This window comes from Pseudomonas sp. 44 R 15, from assembly GCF_900004965.1.
Lineage (GTDB): Bacteria > Pseudomonadota > Gammaproteobacteria > Pseudomonadales > Pseudomonadaceae > Aquipseudomonas > Aquipseudomonas orientalis_A.
In genome coordinates this window covers 15,386-32,514 of record NZ_CVTU01000121.1, presented here as the reverse complement: position 1 = coordinate 32,514, position 17,129 = coordinate 15,386, and the positions used below count along the sequence as shown (strand labels likewise).

The 17,129-nt window shown below is 60.8% G+C and carries 12 protein-coding genes and 1 tRNA gene; 5 read left to right on the top strand and 8 right to left on the bottom strand.

From position 1 onward, the window contains the following. Positions 1–66: 66 nt before the first annotated feature. On the top strand, positions 67–348 hold the full coding sequence (locus tag BFP93_RS26110; protein WP_065883251.1) for a BrnT family toxin: 282 nt from the start codon (positions 67–69) through the stop codon (positions 346–348). A gap of 3 nt (positions 349–351) precedes the next feature. After that, positions 352–720, top strand: a complete 369-nt coding sequence (locus BFP93_RS26105; RefSeq protein WP_065895484.1) for a BrnA antitoxin family protein — start codon at positions 352–354, stop codon at positions 718–720. Between the two features lie 84 nt (positions 721–804). On the opposite strand, the gene BFP93_RS26100 is transcribed toward BFP93_RS26105, so the two are convergent. Together BFP93_RS26100 and BFP93_RS26095 are read right to left on the bottom strand one after the other, a co-directional pair. After that, a tRNA-Asn gene (locus BFP93_RS26100) sits at positions 805–880 on the bottom strand. Between the two features lie 54 nt (positions 881–934). Continuing rightward, on the bottom strand, positions 935–1,837 hold the full coding sequence (locus BFP93_RS26095) for a LysR family transcriptional regulator (protein WP_065895483.1): 903 nt from the start codon (positions 1,835–1,837) through the stop codon (positions 935–937). 100 nt (positions 1,838–1,937) lie between these two features. Between BFP93_RS26095 and lldD the strand changes: the two genes are divergently transcribed. Together lldD and BFP93_RS26085 are read left to right on the top strand one after the other, a co-directional pair. Then, positions 1,938–3,074 (top strand): FMN-dependent L-lactate dehydrogenase LldD, encoded by a 1,137-nt coding sequence (gene lldD, locus BFP93_RS26090; protein ID WP_065895482.1) that lies wholly within the window; start codon positions 1,938–1,940, stop codon positions 3,072–3,074. Positions 3,075–3,379: 305 nt separating this feature from the next. Next, on the top strand, positions 3,380–4,306 hold the full coding sequence (locus BFP93_RS26085) for a GGDEF domain-containing protein (RefSeq protein ID WP_065895481.1): 927 nt from the start codon (positions 3,380–3,382) through the stop codon (positions 4,304–4,306). 20 nt (positions 4,307–4,326) lie between these two features. Here BFP93_RS26085 and BFP93_RS26080 read toward each other — a convergent pair whose 3' ends face one another. The 6 genes from BFP93_RS26080 to BFP93_RS26055 all read right to left on the bottom strand — a co-directional run bounded on the left by BFP93_RS26080 (position 4,327) and on the right by BFP93_RS26055 (position 14,122). Further along, entirely contained in the window at positions 4,327–5,100 is a 774-nt protein-coding gene (locus BFP93_RS26080; RefSeq protein ID WP_262411909.1) for a TenA family transcriptional regulator, read from the bottom strand. 75 nt (positions 5,101–5,175) lie between these two features. Beyond that, positions 5,176–7,638 carry an EAL domain-containing protein gene (locus tag BFP93_RS26075; RefSeq protein WP_065895480.1) on the bottom strand — a complete coding sequence of 821 codons (2,463 nt, stop codon included), beginning with the start codon at positions 7,636–7,638 and terminating at the stop codon, positions 5,176–5,178. A gap of 71 nt (positions 7,639–7,709) precedes the next feature. After that, positions 7,710–9,494 carry an ABC transporter ATP-binding protein gene (locus BFP93_RS26070; protein ID WP_163001570.1) on the bottom strand — a complete coding sequence of 595 codons (1,785 nt, stop codon included), beginning with the start codon at positions 9,492–9,494 and terminating at the stop codon, positions 7,710–7,712. A gap of 7 nt (positions 9,495–9,501) precedes the next feature. Next, positions 9,502–10,140, bottom strand: coding sequence for a DsbA family protein (locus tag BFP93_RS26065; protein WP_065895479.1), 639 nt, complete (start codon positions 10,138–10,140; stop codon positions 9,502–9,504). 3 nt (positions 10,141–10,143) lie between these two features. After that, entirely contained in the window at positions 10,144–11,085 is a 942-nt protein-coding gene (locus tag BFP93_RS26060; RefSeq protein WP_065895478.1) for an oxygen-dependent tRNA uridine(34) hydroxylase TrhO, read from the bottom strand. Between the two features lie 130 nt (positions 11,086–11,215). Then, positions 11,216–14,122, bottom strand: coding sequence for an RHS repeat-associated core domain-containing protein (locus tag BFP93_RS26055; protein ID WP_065895511.1), 2,907 nt, complete (start codon positions 14,120–14,122; stop codon positions 11,216–11,218). Positions 14,123–14,306: 184 nt separating this feature from the next. Between BFP93_RS26055 and BFP93_RS26050 the strand changes: the two genes are divergently transcribed. Next, complete coding sequence (locus BFP93_RS26050) at positions 14,307–17,129, top strand: Tc toxin subunit A (protein ID WP_065895477.1); 2,823 nt, start codon at positions 14,307–14,309, stop codon at positions 17,127–17,129.

The following is a 17,129-nucleotide window of genomic DNA, read 5'->3' as shown; positions in this document are numbered from 1 at the left end:
CCGGGCTGTGCCGTTCCTTGATGGCCGATCCATTTATCCGCTTTTTATACATATAAAATATGCATAATGAAAACATTCATGGTTCAATTCGACAATGCAAAAAGCCTCTCCAACGAGCGCAAGCACAGAGGCATAAGCCTTGCTGATGCAGAGCCGGTGTTTTATGACGAGGCAGCCCTGACCATGCAAGACCGCGATCACGCAGAAGAACGCTGGGTGATTATGGGCACAGATGCAAAGGGGCGCGTATTGGTGGTGGCCTACACCTATCGCGACCCCAACTGCGTACGCATTATCAGTGCACGGCTTGCATCCAAAAATGAACGGCGCCAGTACCTGGAAGTTTGAACCATGAAAGACGAATACGACTTCAGCAGCGCCAAACGCGGCGCCATCGCCAGCAACAAAGGAAAAACCCGCATCACGATCATGCTGGACGATGCGGTGATCGAAGCCGCCCGTGCGCGTGCGGAAAATGCCGGCACCGGCTATCAGACTGTCATCAACAACCTGCTGCGACAGGCGTTGGTTTGCCCGGACGCACATGACCTCGCGCCTGTTTCGAACAAACAAGCCAAAACCCTGCAAGTCATCAGCAACGGCATCAGCGTCTCAGAGGTCGAAGCACTGGAGCAACAGCTGATAGCGCTCGCCGGTGAATTGAATCGAATGCTTGCTACCCCAAAGCCAACCAAGCCAAAAAGCAAATCTGTCCCATAACCATCATCGCCCTGCTTTAAAGCCGGTTAATTCGTCAAATCCCACGCAAAAAAAAGCCTGCATCTCTGCAGGCTTTTCTCTATCTGGCTCCACGACCTGGACTCGAACCAGGGACCCAATGATTAACAGTCATTTGCTCTACCAACTGAGCTATCGCGGAATGCGCCGTATGTTACTGATTAAAAAGAAGAAGTCAAGCCTCCTCTAACATTTTTCACGACTGCAAAGGCTGACCGGTCGAAGCCGCCTGCTCCCTGGCCAGTTCCAGCCACGCCCTGGCTGCCGGTGGCAAGTGGGCGCTGGCGCGCCAGGCCAGGGCGATGTGCCAGTCGGTGTGGGGTTCGTCCAGGGGGATCAGGGCAATGCCGGCGTGCTGGTGTTTGTGCGCCAGCATCCGCGGCAGGAACGCCACGCCCAGGCCGGCGGCGACCAGGTCGACGATAAAGTCGATCTGCCCACTGCGGGCCGTTACCTTTGGCACGACGCCCTTGCGTTCGCAGGCGGCGAGGATTTTCGCGTTGAGGGCGAAACCGGCTTCGAACAGGATGAACGCAGAGTCCGCCAGGTCGGTGAAGTCGATGCGTTCGCGGCGCGCCAGCGGGTGGTGGATGGGCAGCACGGCGATCAGCGGTTCGTTGCGCACCGGCTGGTAGTCGAAACACTCATCCACCGGTAGCAGCAATGCCGCCAGGTCGACCTCCCCCGCCTCCAGGCATTCGCGCAGTTTTTTGCTGCCGTACTCGGTGAGTTCGATGTCGATGTCGGGGTAACGCGTGCGGTAGGTGGCAAACATTGCAGCAAACAGTACGCCGCAACCCACCGGCGGCAGGCCGATGCGCAGCACGCCGCGCTTGAGGCCGCGCAGGTCGTTGATCTCGGCTATCAGGTCGTTGCGTTCAGCCAGCATCACCAAGGCCCGACGGTAGGCAATTTCGCCAGCGGCGGTGAGTTCGTTCCGGTGGCCGAGACGATTAAGCAACGGGGTGCCCAGTTCCTCCTCCAGCGTCTTGACCGCTTTGCTGACCGTGGACTGGGTCAGGGATACCACGTCAGCCGCCTGGGAAAACCCGCCCTGGCGCACCACTTCGACAAACGCTCGCAGGGTTCGCAGATTCATCAGTATTCCCTTTGCGACTCGATTACAGCGATAAAAGTTGTTTTTATCATGCCAGAATTTTGCTTATGGTGGAGCGCTTCGCCGAGTGGAGCCCCTCTACATGATCATTTCGTCCGCATCCGATTACCGCGCTGCCGCCAAGCGCAAGTTGCCGCGCTTTCTATTCGACTATATCGATGGCGGCGCCTACGCCGAGCACACGCTGCGGGCCAACAGTTCGGACCTGGCCGAGATAAGCCTGCGCCAGCGCATCTTGCGCAATGTCGACAACCTGAGCCTGAAAACCTCGTTGTTCGGCCAGGAGCAGGCCATGCCGGTCATCCTCAGCCCGGTCGGTTTGACGGGCATGTATGCCCGGCGCGGTGAAGTACAAGCGGCCAAGGCGGCGGCGAACAAGGGCGTGCCCTTCTGTTTGTCGACGGTGTCGGTGTGCTCGATTGAAGAGGTGGCATCGCAAAGCCCGCAGTCGATATGGTTCCAGTTGTACGTGCTCAAGGATCGCGGCTTCATGCGCAATGCGCTGGAGCGCGCGCAGGCCACGGGGGTGACGACACTGGTGTTTACCGTCGATATGCCGACCCCGGGCGCGCGTTATCGCGATGCCCACTCCGGCATGTCCGGCCCCTATGCCGCGCAGCGGCGAATGCTGCAAGCCATGACCAAGCCGCAATGGGCGTTCGATGTGGGGTTGATGGGCCGTCCCCATGACCTGGGCAATATTTCCCGGTACCTGGGCAAACCCACGCACCTGGAGGACTACATAGGCTGGCTGGCCAACAACTTCGATCCCTCGATCAGTTGGAAAGATTTGGAGTGGATTCGCGACTTCTGGAAGGGGCCGATGATCATCAAGGGCATCCTCGACCCACAGGATGCCAAGGATGCCGTGAGCTTCGGAGCCGACGGCATCGTGGTCTCCAACCATGGCGGCCGCCAGCTGGATGGCGTGTTGTCTACCGCCAAGGCGTTGCCACCGATTGCCGAGGCCGTCGGCGATGACCTCACCGTGCTGGTGGATTCCGGCATTCGTTCCGGGCTAGACGTGGTACGCATGCTCGCCCTGGGGGCCAAGGCCTGCCTGCTCGGGCGCGCCAGCGTGTACGCGTTGGCTGCCGACGGGCAGAACGGTGTGGAAAACCTGCTGGATATCTTCGCCAGGGAAATGCGCGTGGCGATGACGCTGACCGGTGTCACGTCGATCGAACAAATCGACAGTTCCACGCTGGTAGCCCGATAATTCTTCGACTGCCCAGCCAGATAAATGACGCCACGCGCTGCCGACTGTTTTTCGAGCCAGGGCAGTCAATTGATTCATATAGCTATTTATTAAATAAAACGATTTGGCACGAATCTGGCTCTAACACCTTTCAAGCAGGTCAAACGATGACAAGACGTGTGGCAGTGCCCCGGGCTTATAACCCGGCGTAAAGCGGTTTAGACTGATCCCCAATGTTTTACGGAACTGAAGGACCAGTAAGACGCCTGGCACTTGCCACTCTCATCCGCCTGTAAGACAGTCATGTGCTTAGAGGCCGCGCACCTATGAAAACACCCACCCAGACCAACGCAATTGACTTTGACAGTGCCAAATTGCAACGCCTGGGATTTGGTCAGCCATCCCTGCGTTCAGCTCGCCCCGCCACCCTTGGCCAGCTCCGCCAGCAACTTAACCAGCAATTGCAAACCAGCCTCGAGCCGGAACGCATCCTTGGCCTGTTCTTTCGCGAAATCCAGCGCCTGGTGCCGCTGGATGCCTTGCAATACCGCCACGTCACCACTGACCTGCGCCTGGAGTTCGGCCAACGCGGCCATCATTCGATGAGCTACACCTTGAGCCATGATGGCGAGCATCTGGGCGAGTTGGTGTTCCGCCGCAATCAGCGCTTTATGGAAGAGGAACTGGGCCAACTCGAATCCCTGTTGGCGGCCCTGCTGTATCCGATGCGCAATGCCCTGCTCTACCGCGCCGCCACCCGCAGCGCCTTGCGCGATCCGTTGACCGAAACCGGCAACCGCATCGCCATGGACCAGACGCTGCAACGGGAAATCGACATGGCGCGGCGGCACATGCACCCGCTGTCTCTGTTGATGCTGGACATCGACCACTTCAAGCGCATCAATGACACCCATGGCCATACCGCCGGCGACAGCGTATTGCGCGCCGTGGCTGCGGCGATCAAGGGCCAGCTGCGCAACGTGGACATGGTGTTTCGGTTTGGCGGGGAAGAGTTTCTGATCCTGCTGTCCAACACCGGCCGTGATGCGGCGCGGATGGTCGGCGAACGCCTGCGCCAGGCGGCGCAAGCCCAGGACTACTGGGTAGAAGGGACGCGAATCGAATTGACGGTAAGCCTCGGCTGCTCGACGTTACTGGCGGCTGAGTCGGCTGAAAGCCTGCTGCGCCGAGCCGACAATGCCTTGTACGTGGCCAAGCGCGCAGGCCGTAATCGCCTGGCAATGGCGGGGTAACCCCCGCCATTGCCTGTGCATCACGCCTCGCTGGCGACTCGGGCATGGCGCTCACGCACGAGCGCCGGCGCCTTTTCCTTCTCTTGTTCCAGGTGCATGCAACTTTCCAGGAACAGATACATGTAGTCGTAGCTCTTGCACACGGCCTGTCGCAACTCCACCTGCAGGGCTTTGCTCGGGTTCGTTCCGGCGAGGGTGCAGATGATTTCCAGGGCTTCCCAAGGGTGCGCGTCATCATACTGGGCGTGCATCTTCAGCCACTTCATCGCACGCTTGCGCTCTTCCTCGGGGAAGGCAGCGGCATACACGCCGGTGGAACAGACCACGGCGGACCACTCCCCCGTCGCGCCCTCGATGGCGTAGTTGGTGGCGGCAATCGCGACGATCAACGAGTCAGCCGAGCTGGTATGCCAGCACCAATGGCTCAGTGCGTGCAACTCCGGTGGCACGTCCTGGGCCTGCAGGTCTTCAAGACTGACGCCATGGGCACGCGCCCAATTCACCCAATAATCAGCATGGTTCAATTCCACGCGAATATTGCGCATCAGCCAGCGTCGCGCCATGTCCTCGCCAGGATGACGGGCGAATTTGGTCTTGGTGAGGTTCTGTGCCATGTACAAGGCAAACTGCTCCACCACAGGCCAACCGCCGATCAGGTAGTGGCGCATGGTCCTGGCGCTGAGCGTGTTATCACGCATGCGGTGGTACAGTTCGTGTTCGACAACCCGACGCTTGCTCTCGCTACAGTCCTGGATCAATTGCTGGGCCCAGGCGGGGTAACTTGAGGCTTCCATAAGCGGGCCGGTTCTGTTGAATGTGTCGATCACTGTAGGGCTCCTTTTTAAGTGTGATGTACAGACCGGCAAGTTTCAGCGGAAGGTGCCGGGCGCCTTGAATAACAGGGGCTGCGGCCGCACGGGTCGGCATTGCAGGCGGTCACAGGTAAACAATTGCGGGCGTTCGATCAGATAGCCTTGAGCGTAGTCCACACCTATCTCAAGTAACGCCTGTTCTATCTGCGACGTTTCAACAAACTCGGCAATTGTGCGTTTACCCATGACATGGCCGATGTGATTGATCACTTCGACCATGGCGCGGTTAATCGGGTCGTCCAGCATATCCTTTACGAAACTTCCATCGATCTTCAAGAAGTCTACAGGTAAATGTTTGAGATAGGCGAATGAGGACATTCCGGCGCAAAAATCATCAAGGGAAAAGTGGCAACCTAACGCCTTGAGTTCATTAATAAAACGAATTGCGCTGCCTAAATTGGCGATAGCGCTGGTCTCAGTTATTTCAAAACAAATCATTTCCGGAGGAATGCTGTAAGTGTCGAATTTCTCACGCAAAAACCCGAGAAAATCATCATCGCCAATGGTTATGCCTGACAGATTAATCGCACACATGGCCATGGGTCGGCCCGGATGCTCATGCATGCAACGGGCGATGATCTTGAATACGTTCTCCACCACCCAGCGGTCCAGCGACGTCATCAAGCCGTAACGTTCGGCCGCCGGAATAAAACTGTCGGGCAGAATGGTTCGGCCCGCTTCGTCGTGCAGGCGCAAGAGTATTTCGATGTGACCGGTGCCCGCTTCGGTATGGCCCAGAGGTGAAATCTCCTGGGAGTAAAGGCAAAAGCGGTCCTCCTCAAGGGCCATGTGCAGGCGTTGCACCCACGCCATCTCGCCAAAGCGTATGGACAGCTCCGAGTCATCGGCGTGATACACCTGCACCCGATTACGCCCCTTCTCCTTGGCCATGTAGCACGCCATATCGGCGGCGCGCAGCGACGTTTCCAGGGTGGTGGGCGTTTGCGAGATATGCACCAGGCCGATGCTGACGGTGGTCATGAACGGCCGGCCCTTCCACACAAAGTGCAGGCTTTGCACGGTGTGGCGCAGGCTCTCGGCGATCTTTTCGGCTACCGCTGCCGGGCAGTTTTCCAGGAGGATGCCAAATTCATCGCCGCCCAGGCGCGCCAGGGTATCGCCTTCGCGCAAGTCCGATTGCAGCAGCGCGCAAATGTGCCGCAGCAACTCGTCGCCCGCAGCGTGGCCGCAGGTGTCATTGACCAGCTTGAACTGGTCCAGGTCGAGGAACATCAAGGCATGCCGGCCGTTTGGCTGGCGTGACACCTGCTGCAGCACTTGCTCCAGGCGGTATTCGAATTCACGCCGGTTGGCCAGGCCGGTCAAGGCATCGTGGGTCGCCTGCCAGGAAAGATTAGCGATGTACTGGCGCTCCTGGGTCATGTCATGCAGCACCAGCACCGCGCCACTGACCTTGCCTGCGCTGCGAATCGGCGCGCCCACCAGGGTCACCGAAACGGTGCTGCCGTCCAGGCGCTGGATCAGCTTGGAATGGTCACTGCCGCCACTGAGTTCGCCTTTGATGATGTGCTCGATCAGGGTGAAGCCGTCCGGCTCGGCGTTCTCATCCAGCAATTTGAACAACGCCGCCAGCGGCAGGCCCTGGGCCTGGGCCGAATTCCAGTGGGTCAGCGCTTCGGCGGCGGGGTTCATATAGGCAATCGCACCGTCCACGTCGGTGGTGATGACCCCGTCACCAATCGACTCCAGGGTGATCTGCGCCCGCTCTTTCTCCGCCTGCAGGGCGTCGGCAAACGCGTGGCGCTGGGCCAGCAACTTGTGCGTGCGCAGCAGCGCCAGGACGATCAGGCCCAGGGCCGTGGCCAGGTTAGTGATCAACAGCAGGCGCAGGATCATCCGCGAACCTTCGCCCAAGGCATCGCTGAACGCCTTGGCCGCCGGAGTCACACCTTCGTTGATCGCCGTGATACGCGCCTTCCACAGTCGCACATCGTCGGCACCGACCCGGCCTGCAGCAATGGCGTCATGCATCTGGCGAGCAAGGTCATCCAGTTGCAACAGGTAGCCGTCGCCCACCGTCCAGAGTTCGATGGCCTTTTCCAGGTAGCTGAAATGACGAAAGTTGAGGTACAGCCAGATCAGGCTGGAGACGTCGTCCGGGTGGTTGCCGCCCTTGATGATTCCCAGGCGCGCAGCCGGAATATCAGGGGTGGGGCTGTCCAGGGCGATGCGCAATTCGTGCCCGCCCTGGGGCACCGCAATGGCTTGCTGATACTTGAGGTAGGTGGCGGCTTCGCGATTATCGGCGTAGAGGGTCAGGTAGTAGATGGCGTCTTTCTGGCCCTTGGACCACAGACTTTCACCTGCCACATAGCCACGCACCGCCGAAAGCACGTAGAGACTGACGCAGCCTAACAATGCCTGGAACAGCACAACGGCAATAAAGGGCCAGACAATGCCCAGCAGCCGTGGCGTTCCGAGAGTCCGCTTTTGCTTCATGAAGTCCCTTGCACATGCACAGCTCAATACGCACGCGAAAATCCGCTCCCGATAGCACAGCCTAAGCTAAATCAACGCACTTGTTGCAGGTGTCCATACAATTTGGCGTACAACCCGCCATCGGCAATCAACTGCTGATGGTCGCCATCCTCGGCGATATGCCCGCCATCGAACACCAATACACGGTCAGCCTGTTTCACTGCCGAGAGCCGGTGGGCGATAATCAGTGTAGTACGCCCACTGAGAAACCGCGCCAGCGCCTGGTGCAGGTTGTATTCGGTGGCCGCGTCCAGCGCCGAGGTGGCTTCATCCAGAATCACCACCTTGGGCTCGGCCAGGACCATGCGCGCAATGGCCAGGCGTTGCCGTTGACCACCGGAAAAACGCACGCCGGAACGCCCCACTACGCTGTCCAGGCCCAACGGCAATGCCTTGACGGTAGCATCCAGCTGGGCGATTTCCAGTGCCTGCCAGCAGGCCTGGTCCGTGCGCTCGCGGCCCATCGTCAGGTTGGCGCGCACGGTATCGTTGAACAGCGCCGGGTGCTGCAGCACCACCGCGACGTTTTCACGGATGGTCGCCAGGCCGATTTCCTGCTGGCTCGCGCCGCCAAAACGAATGCTGCCGGCCTGCGGTGTATAGAGGCCCAGCAACAGTTGCACCAGGGTACTTTTGCCGCCGCCGCTGGCGCCGACAATCGCGACTTTCTCCCCCGGTGCGATGGCCAGGTTCAATTGGTCGAGCACCAGGTCGTCACCGTAGCCGAAGTCCAGGCCGCGCACTTCGATACCGACGGTCGCACGCCCGCTGAAGGGGTCCGCACCTCCGGCGTATTGCGGCTCGTCGGCGCGGGCCAGCAGCTCGTTGATGCGCGTCAACGCGCCGCCTGCCGCGTAGTAGGCGTATTGCAGGTTGAGCAACTGCTCCACCGGGCCGATCATGAACCACAGGTAACTGAACACCGCGAGCATCTGGCCGATGGACAAGTCGGAAAACAGCACGGTCAACATGGCGGCGGCACGGAAGATGTCGATACCGAACTGGAACAGCAAACCACTGGCGCGGCTGGACGCGTCGGTTTTCCATTGCGAGTGAATGGCGTAGTCCCGCACTTCCCGGGCCCGCTGGCCCAGACGCCCGAGGAAAAAGCCCTGGCGGTTGCCGGCGCGCACTTCCTGGATGGCGTCCAGGGTTTCGGTGAGCGCCTGGGTGAACCGCGAGGTGCTGTCGTTTTCGAGTTTTTTCAGGTGTTTGACGCGCTTGCCCAACTGCACCGTGGCGTAGATCACCAACGGGTTGAACAGCAGGATCAGCAGCGCCAGTTGCCAGTGCATCCACACCAGAATCGCCGACGTGCCGACCAGGGTGAGCATCGCCACCAGGAAGCGGCTGAGGGTTTCGCCGACGAATTTGTCCAGGGTGTCCAGGTCGGTGACCAGGTGGGTGGTTACCGTGCCGCTGCCCAGGCTTTCATATTCGCCCAGGGAGATGCGCTTGAGCCGCTCGATCAGGCGCACGCGGATGCGGTAGACAATGTCCTTGGCCAGCCGCGCAAACAGCCGCGCCTGCACCACGTTGAACACCAGTGCGCCGCAGCGCAGGGCCAGGGTCATCAAGAGCATCAGGCCGATATAACCGGCGGCTTTCTGCCAGCCCAGGGGCAACGCGTGGTTCATCACCTTGAGTGCGGCGTCGCCATGGCCCAGCAGCACTTCGTCGACCAGCAGCGGCAACAGCAACGGGATAGGTACGCTGCACAAGGTCGCCAGCACGGCGACGCTGTTGGCGATCCACAGGGATTTGCGGTGACGCAGGGCCAGGCGGCGGATTTCCGCCCAGGTCAGGCGGTCGCTGATGGTTGACTCATCCCGCACAGGTAGCGCGCTCCAGCCATCGGGCGAGCAACGGTGACAGCTCGTCCAGCGGCTGGTAGCCATTGGTGAGCAGCGCCAATTGGCCGTTGCGCTCGGCCAGCAAGGTTGGGAAACCGGCAATGCCCAAATCCTGCACCCAGGTGAAATCCGCTGCCGTGGCCGCGTGCTGCTCGGCACGGTCGAACTCGCCGGCAAACTCGATACGCGGAATACCGGCCTGTTCGGCCAGTTCCACCAGCACGTGGGCGGAGGTGACGTCGCGGCCTTCTACATAAAATGCATGCTGGATCAGCCCCAGCAGCGTCCAGGCGCAATCCGGCGCCAGGCTGCGCGCAGTGACAAGGGCGCGGCACGCAGGCTCGGTGTCATAGACAAACCCCTCGGGTAACGCACCCTCGCGCTTGAACGGCTGGCCGGTGGCGTCGGTCACCGCCTGCCAGTGCTCCAGGATATAGCGCCGCGTAGTCGGTTCCAGCGCCGCGCCACTGCCGGTGCGCAATCCGCCCACCACCAGGTGCAACTCCACGCCGGCCGCCCGGGCCTGCTCAACCAGCGCCTGCGCTACCGGGGCAAAGCCCCAGCACCAGGAACACATCGGGTCCATTACATAGAGCAGGCGCGCGGACATGGTTCAAGCCTCGGAAGGGGTTTGCTTGTAGTTGAAACCAATCGGGTGCGGCATGTTACGGGCCTTCGCCAGTTCGATCTGCTTCTGCCGGTCGATGGCGCTGCGACGGGTTTTCTCCGGCAGCTTATCCCAGCAATGCGGACAACTGATGCCGGCCACGTAGTGCTCGGACGCGCGGTCTTCTACGCTGACCGGTGTGCGGCAGGCATGGCATTGATCGTAGTCGCCTTCGCTCAAATCGTGGCGCACGGTGACGCGATTGTCGAACACGAAGCAGTCGCCCTGCCACTTGGTCTCCTCCTGCGGCACCTCTTCGAGGTATTTAAGGATACCGCCCTTGAGATGATAGACCTCGCCGAAGCCTTCGCTGAGCATATAGCTCGAGGCTTTCTCGCAACGAATGCCGCCGGTGCAGAACATGGCGACCTTCTTGTGTTTGGCCGGGTCGAAGTTGGCTTTGATGTAGTCGGGGAATTCGCGAAAACTGGTGGTCTTCGGGTCGATCGCACCTTCAAAGGTGCCGATCGACACTTCGTAGTCGTTGCGGGTGTCGATCAGCAGCACTTCGGGGTCACTGATCAGCGCGTTCCAATCCTTGGGGTCGACGTAGGTGCCGACCTTTTTGTTCGGGTCCACGCCTTCCACGCCCAGGGTCACGATCTCTTTCTTGAGCTTGACCTTGGTGCGATAGAACGGCTGGTCGTCGCAGTAGGACTCCTTGTGGTCAATGTCGACCATGCGCGGGTCTTGCTTGAGCCACGCCATCAGGCCGTCGATGCCTTCGCGGCTGCCGGAAACGGTGCCATTGATGCCTTCTTCGGCGATCAGCAGGGTGCCTTTGATGCCGTTGTCGACCATCGCCTGCAACAGTGGCTCGCGCAGGGCGACGTAATCTTCAAGGGTGACGAACTTGTACAGTGCCGCCACGACGATAGGTTGAGTCATGGTTAATCTCTCCAGGTGGCTACCCTCGTAAGGGGTGAACCGGATGCAAAATGACGCCGACCAGGCGACGCGGCGGGCATTCTAGCAAAACCACGCCGCCACCGCATCGACACGCAGCCGCTGACAGGTCTCAGCGGTGCGGGTTGCGTACGCCCTCCACTCGGTACCGCTGGCCGCCGAGATGGCTGAACATCAAGCGATAGGCACCGCGTCCACGCGCAGCAGCGTAGCCGTGCAAATCAGCGGACCACAGTTGGTCGCGATGAACATGCCAATGAACCGCGCCGAAACGCCCTTGACGCAAGTGGCTGAGGGTAAGGGCAATGCTGCGGCGTTCCCGGCCCGAGAGTTGGGTGTCTGCAAGCGCTGTGGTATCTAACTCCACCTGCGGGGCAGCCGCTCTCGCCGCCGCCGACGCCACCAACGGCATCTGCGCCTGGGCTTGCCGAGCACGGCGTGCGCGGCTTGTGCCGACAACCGGTGTTGTCTCCCCCACCTCGAACACGCTCGCCCCTGCCTGCTGGCCGCTCGCGCCCGCCGGATCACGGCTCGGACTTCGCAGCAAAATCGCGCCGTAGCCCATGCGTCTGAGCTCTGGTATCGGGTTACGCTGCCCCGCGAGCACGCTTTCGACTTCCCCCGGTTGGTCCACCGGCCCCGCATAGCCGTAGCTGGACCCCTGAGTTGTATAAACATAAAGCGACATGCCGCCTTCAGCAGGACGGCGCCCATAGGCGAAATTCACCAGCCGCTCCGTTTCTTCGTGGCTCAGTTGCGCCTGCTGCGCCAAATTGATCGCCAATTCCGAGATATTCCTGGCGAACTGTGCTTCGATTCCTTCCGCGGCCCTGGCCACCGCCTGGGGTTGCATATATCGATAGGCACTGAGGCGGCTGGCACCAAACAATACGCCTCCCACCAGAGCGCCCACGGCCGCCCCCAGCCGCGCATTGCCCAGCAGTGCCCCCGCTCCCAGGCCCAGCAAGACCAGCAGCAGCAGGATGACGACGCCACCCTGTATTTGAGTATTTTCCACGGCGGCAGGCTGCAACCCCATTGAGTCGACGAACGTGAGCGGGTTGTTGGACGCCATCAGATAAGCATTCAACTGCGCCCCGCCGCCTGCGGGGTCCGGGCTTATCCAGCGCTGCAACCACGGGGCGTAATAGCGAAAGCCGTAGTAATACAAACCGCTGACGTCACGCTCCTTGCCAGAATATCGGCGGGTTTTGTCGCGACCCTGCACCGCGTTGCGCGACGCCCACCACGCGGTGCCCCCGTACGGAAAATAGCTCTCCTGGCTCAATAACTCGGCCTCTTCGCCCAGCTCCAGTCCATGACTCGATTGCTGATCCTTCAGGCAATAACGCAGGGTCTCCTGCGCAGCGCCGTCATCGGGTCCCAGCTCCCATTGCAGGACCTCAACCGTGCAACGCGCCACCTCAAGGCGCACGATATTCAGCCGACGCATCGGCCGGTGGCGCAGTTCCAGGCCTGGCAGGTAATACACCCGCGCCGTTTGCCGGCTACCGGCGACCTGCTGATGAGTGAGTTTGAGCGCACGCTGACCGTCACCGGCATACACATAGGTCTCTTCGTCGGCATCCTCCCCCTCACGCTCAATGGAGGTGACCCTGGCCAGCTGATTACGCACGTTCCACACCATGGGCTGGCCGCGCCCCAGCTGTTTCTGATTGCCATTGGCGTCAAAGCCTTGCGCCCCTTCGGTTGGCGCAAGCTCGCTCGACAACGCACGGTTACTGCCCGTCGCCACCTGCATGACGCGGGTGTAGCCGACACCACTGGACGGCACATGGCGCAGCCGGGTCAGGTTGCCCCCCTCGTCATAGGCATAGTGCTGGGTGTAGTTGCGCCATAAAGCGGCATCGGTCGAACCGAACGAAATACGCGCGGGCAGCGCCGGGCCAATGGCGGCGCCGGCACTTTCCCGGCCCGTCGCCTGGGTCAGTTGGTACAGCGAGTCGTATTCATAGCGGCAGGCAGCCTGCACTTGCGTGTTGTGGCTCCATTGGGTCGGTTGCGCCTGATCGAGCAGGTTTGAAACATTGCCCACGGGATCATAGGCGTAGCTCAGGTCCTGCAAGGCGGCCGCCGGTGCGTTTTTGCGGTACGCCATCAACCGGCGCATACGGCCGTCCTCCGGCCGATAGGTGGCCAGGCTGCTCACGCCATTGCCCAACAGGGCCGTCTCCACTTCGCCTGCGGCATTGTAGTCGTAGCGTTCGATGACGGTCTTGCGCACGCCACTTTTCAAAGTGAGGTGAATAAGTGTGGCCTGTCCGTCCAGACCATAGGCAAAGTGCCGACCGTTTCCCTTGGCATCGACCTGTTCCAAGGTGCTGCCAAGGGCATCAAACGTCCAGCGCGTGGTGTAACCCGCGCTTTCCAGCTGCTGGTTCTGCTCGGTCTGGGCAAGCGGCCAGTCGACCTCACCGGGCGCGTCGCGAAACCGCCGCGTTTGCCGCAGCACTTGCCCGGTAATCCCGTACGCGTCGTACACCTGCGTGCCCGCCGGGTCGGCATGCCGTACCAGTTGGCCGCTGCGGTTGAGCGCGCGGTGCTCGGGGGTTGGCGGGGCATACGCCAGGCTTTCGACACAGCGGGGCCGCGCTTCGTTGGCCGCTTGTTCGAACACTGCCACCGGACGCTGCAAGGCGTCGTAGTCGTGGCGCTGGTAGGCCCCCCGCCCATCCCAGGCATGCAACAGTTGCCCGGATGGCGCTGCCAGCAACAGCCGCATACCGGCGTCCACATCGTTGCGGCGCACCAGCGCACCGGACAGGCTGTACACCGACACCTGGTTGGCCTCGGTGGCGGGCTCGCTCAATTTAAGCGCATGCAGGCGCGCGTCCCACTGCTGCAGCAGCAGGCCGCTGGCCCCAAACACCTGGCGCATGACACGGGCCGTTGGCGCCGCCTGGGGGGTTGCGCGCAGGTAAGCGACGTTGCGCACGGTCAACCCACGGGGGTCGAATGCCGCGAGCGAGGGCGTATTTCGATGAAGCGAAGCAGACATGATCACATGACCTCAATGGCACAAAGGTCGGCAAAGCCTGGGCTTGATGCGGTGGATAAAGGTGGTATCGGCGTATGGGTGCCGGCGATGCCTGTAAATACCTATACCTGGCCCCGTCAATCTGCGTGATAGCGTTTTTCATTGCCCGCCGGACCCATCGGCGGGCGTGAAGGAACGTACGAATATGCAAGCCGACAGCAGCTCCTTGCTCGCTCAATTGATTGATCACTCACGCCCTCCCGCCCCCGGTCGGGACGATTTCAACAGCGCGCTGCAGCGCCTCGCCATCCACTCGGTATTCGACATTGTGCGACTCGGCGAAAAGGCCTTTGCAGAGCAACTGGCCACCTGCAACGACGACGATGCCCACGCGGTGTACCTCAAGGCTCGCAGCGCTGCTGCGCAACTGGAAAGCGTGTTTCGCGAACAGCAAGTCTCGTCGGACCGCCCTTCCCGGCGCGATAAACGCGATGTCGCCGCTCAAGACGGTGCCACCTACCAGGCGTTGTTCAAGGAAAACCGCGAACAGTTCTGCGCCAGTTCGTCCATTGCAGCCATCGATTCGCCGGCCGCCTACCTGCGCGCGCTTTATCTGTTCGCCCTGCAACTGGAACAGAATGCCAAGGGGGCGGACGCGGTCAAGCTGGCCGAGCGCCGCGCAGACCTGCAGGATCTGATGATCGACCCACACAGCGTCGCGGGCCAGGTGCCCATGCTGTCGATCATCAATCACACCTTGCTGCGCAATATCGCCGGTGCCAACGACAACGACACCTACACACGACTGAGCAAAACCTGGTACCCCTTTTCACTGCCGTATCATTTTCACCACCAGCAATGCCGGCTGGGCTTGTCGGGCGACAGGCCCATGTTGGGTGAGTTGAACTATCGCATCAGTCGCCAGTTGCCCCTGGCCGCAGAAACCAGTACTTACGGGCAAGTCGTTACCCACAATCACGAGGTTCAATGTCTGTTATCGGGGCTGAGCCCTGAACAACAGGCGATGCTCAAAAGTGACTTGGCCTCGGCGCAGGATGCGCCGACGTTCTATCTGAGGTACTTCAACTGGACGGCCGCACAGGGCCCGGAAAACGTCACTGACTTTCTGCACCCTACGCAACTGGACGCCGAACAACTTCAAGCGCTGTTGGCGCTACAGACACAAACACCGCGCAAATCGCCTTACTGCAAGCAGGACACCGGGCTCACTTACGGTGCCTGTTACATCAATGGCGCGACGGCCTCCACACCCGCGATCAGCCTGGACAACAAGGCCCCCGCCAGGCTGGTCAACGTGAGCCTCGAGCGCTTCGACAGGCTGCAACGGATGATTAGGCTGCAGCGCTGGCTGGGCCTGCCGTTCGCACAATTGGACACCTTGCTGGTCAGCGCCATGCGCTGCGAAAACGCCGACAACCGCGCGCTGCTGATCACCCATAACACCCTTCGGGCGCTGGGGGTGTTTTGCCATCTGAGCAAGCGCTACAACTTGCAAGCCGAAGAGTTTGCCGCCTGGCTCCATCAGTTGCCGGTTCACGCCTCGGGTGAGCGCGTGTCATTGTTCGATCAGGTGTTCAACCGCGCAGGTTCCGCCTTGCCGCCCCTTTACCTCGACGGCAAGGCGTTCGACGCCACCACTGCACAACAACTCTGCGCCGGACTGGGCCTGCAAGACACCCAGGATTCGCTGCAACTGCTGATCGCCGATGGGCCTGCAACGCGTACGATCGAGACCGTCAGCGCACTGTATCGACAAGCGCGAATCGCCCGCCTGTTCGGCTTGTCGGTCATGGAATGCCAGCAACTGGCGCAGTTGCTCGGCAAAGCCAACGTCCTCACGCAACTGCGCAACCCGACACTGCGTCGCAATGCCATAGGCGCTACCGACTTTCTCGATGTGCTCATGCACCTGGAGTGGGCCAGCCGCTGGCTCAAGGAAAACGGCAACAGCCTGTCACTGTTCAGGCATCAGCTACTGCTTGACCAGCAGGTCCTGGACCCCGCCATCAACCTGCTGTTGAAAGAGTTCACGGCCTATGATCAGGCGTCCGTCTCCACAAAGTTGAACCTGCTTGAACTGCCTCGACAACCCTCTGACGAAACACCTCGCCTGCCCGCCGTTGACTGGCGATCCCTGATCCATCAGGTACTGCAACGGATGCGCTCGAACACGACCATCGAGGTGGCGCTCGATCAAGTGCTGGCTGGCGTTGTAATCACCACGGCCCCCAGACGCAGAGTCCTCCTCATCGAACAAACCAAATCCATGCTTCTTACCCTGGTGGGCACGCTACGTGATGAGCTCTGGGCACTGTACGGGCGCCTCAAAGACATCATCCACGCCGTCCCCCAACTGCCAGGCAACGCCAACGGGCATCAGAAATATGACCATCATGGGCATTTCCTGCGTTTGTACGCGCCCGGTGCCCCACCGCTGCAAACCCTCGGCTATCTGATCTTGCTGCTCCCTCACGCCGTCGATGTTCTGCAATGGCCGATCAGCCGCCAGGCGCTTGATCAATTTCTGGTAAACCCGCACTGGCTGGACAGCGATCATCAACCGTCCTCGTTACTGGAACTGACGCCGCACACCCTCTACCTCATGCAGCAGTTCAACCATTGCATCGACCGCTTCGGCCTGACCGAAGGACAGATTCTCGATTACTTCAGGCTGGCCAATACACCGCCCAGTAGCGCGGCACAAAACACCAGTGACGAAACCAACGAGCATCTGGCCCGACTCTGTGGCTGGAGTGCCAGCGAAATAGGCGTTTTCAGCGGCCAGCTGAGCCCGCCCCGCATTACCTCAATGGATCGCCTGGACTGGCTGCTGCGCTGCCGCCACGCCAGCAGCGCCACCGGACTGTCCGCCACGCAGCTGATTGCCGCCAGCCAACTTAAAACCGACTCGACGTTCGCTCAATGGAAGGCCGTCGGCGAGGCGCTGACCAGTGCGCATGCCTCTGCCATTGACACCCTGTCCCCTTTTGACCTGCTCAAGGACTGA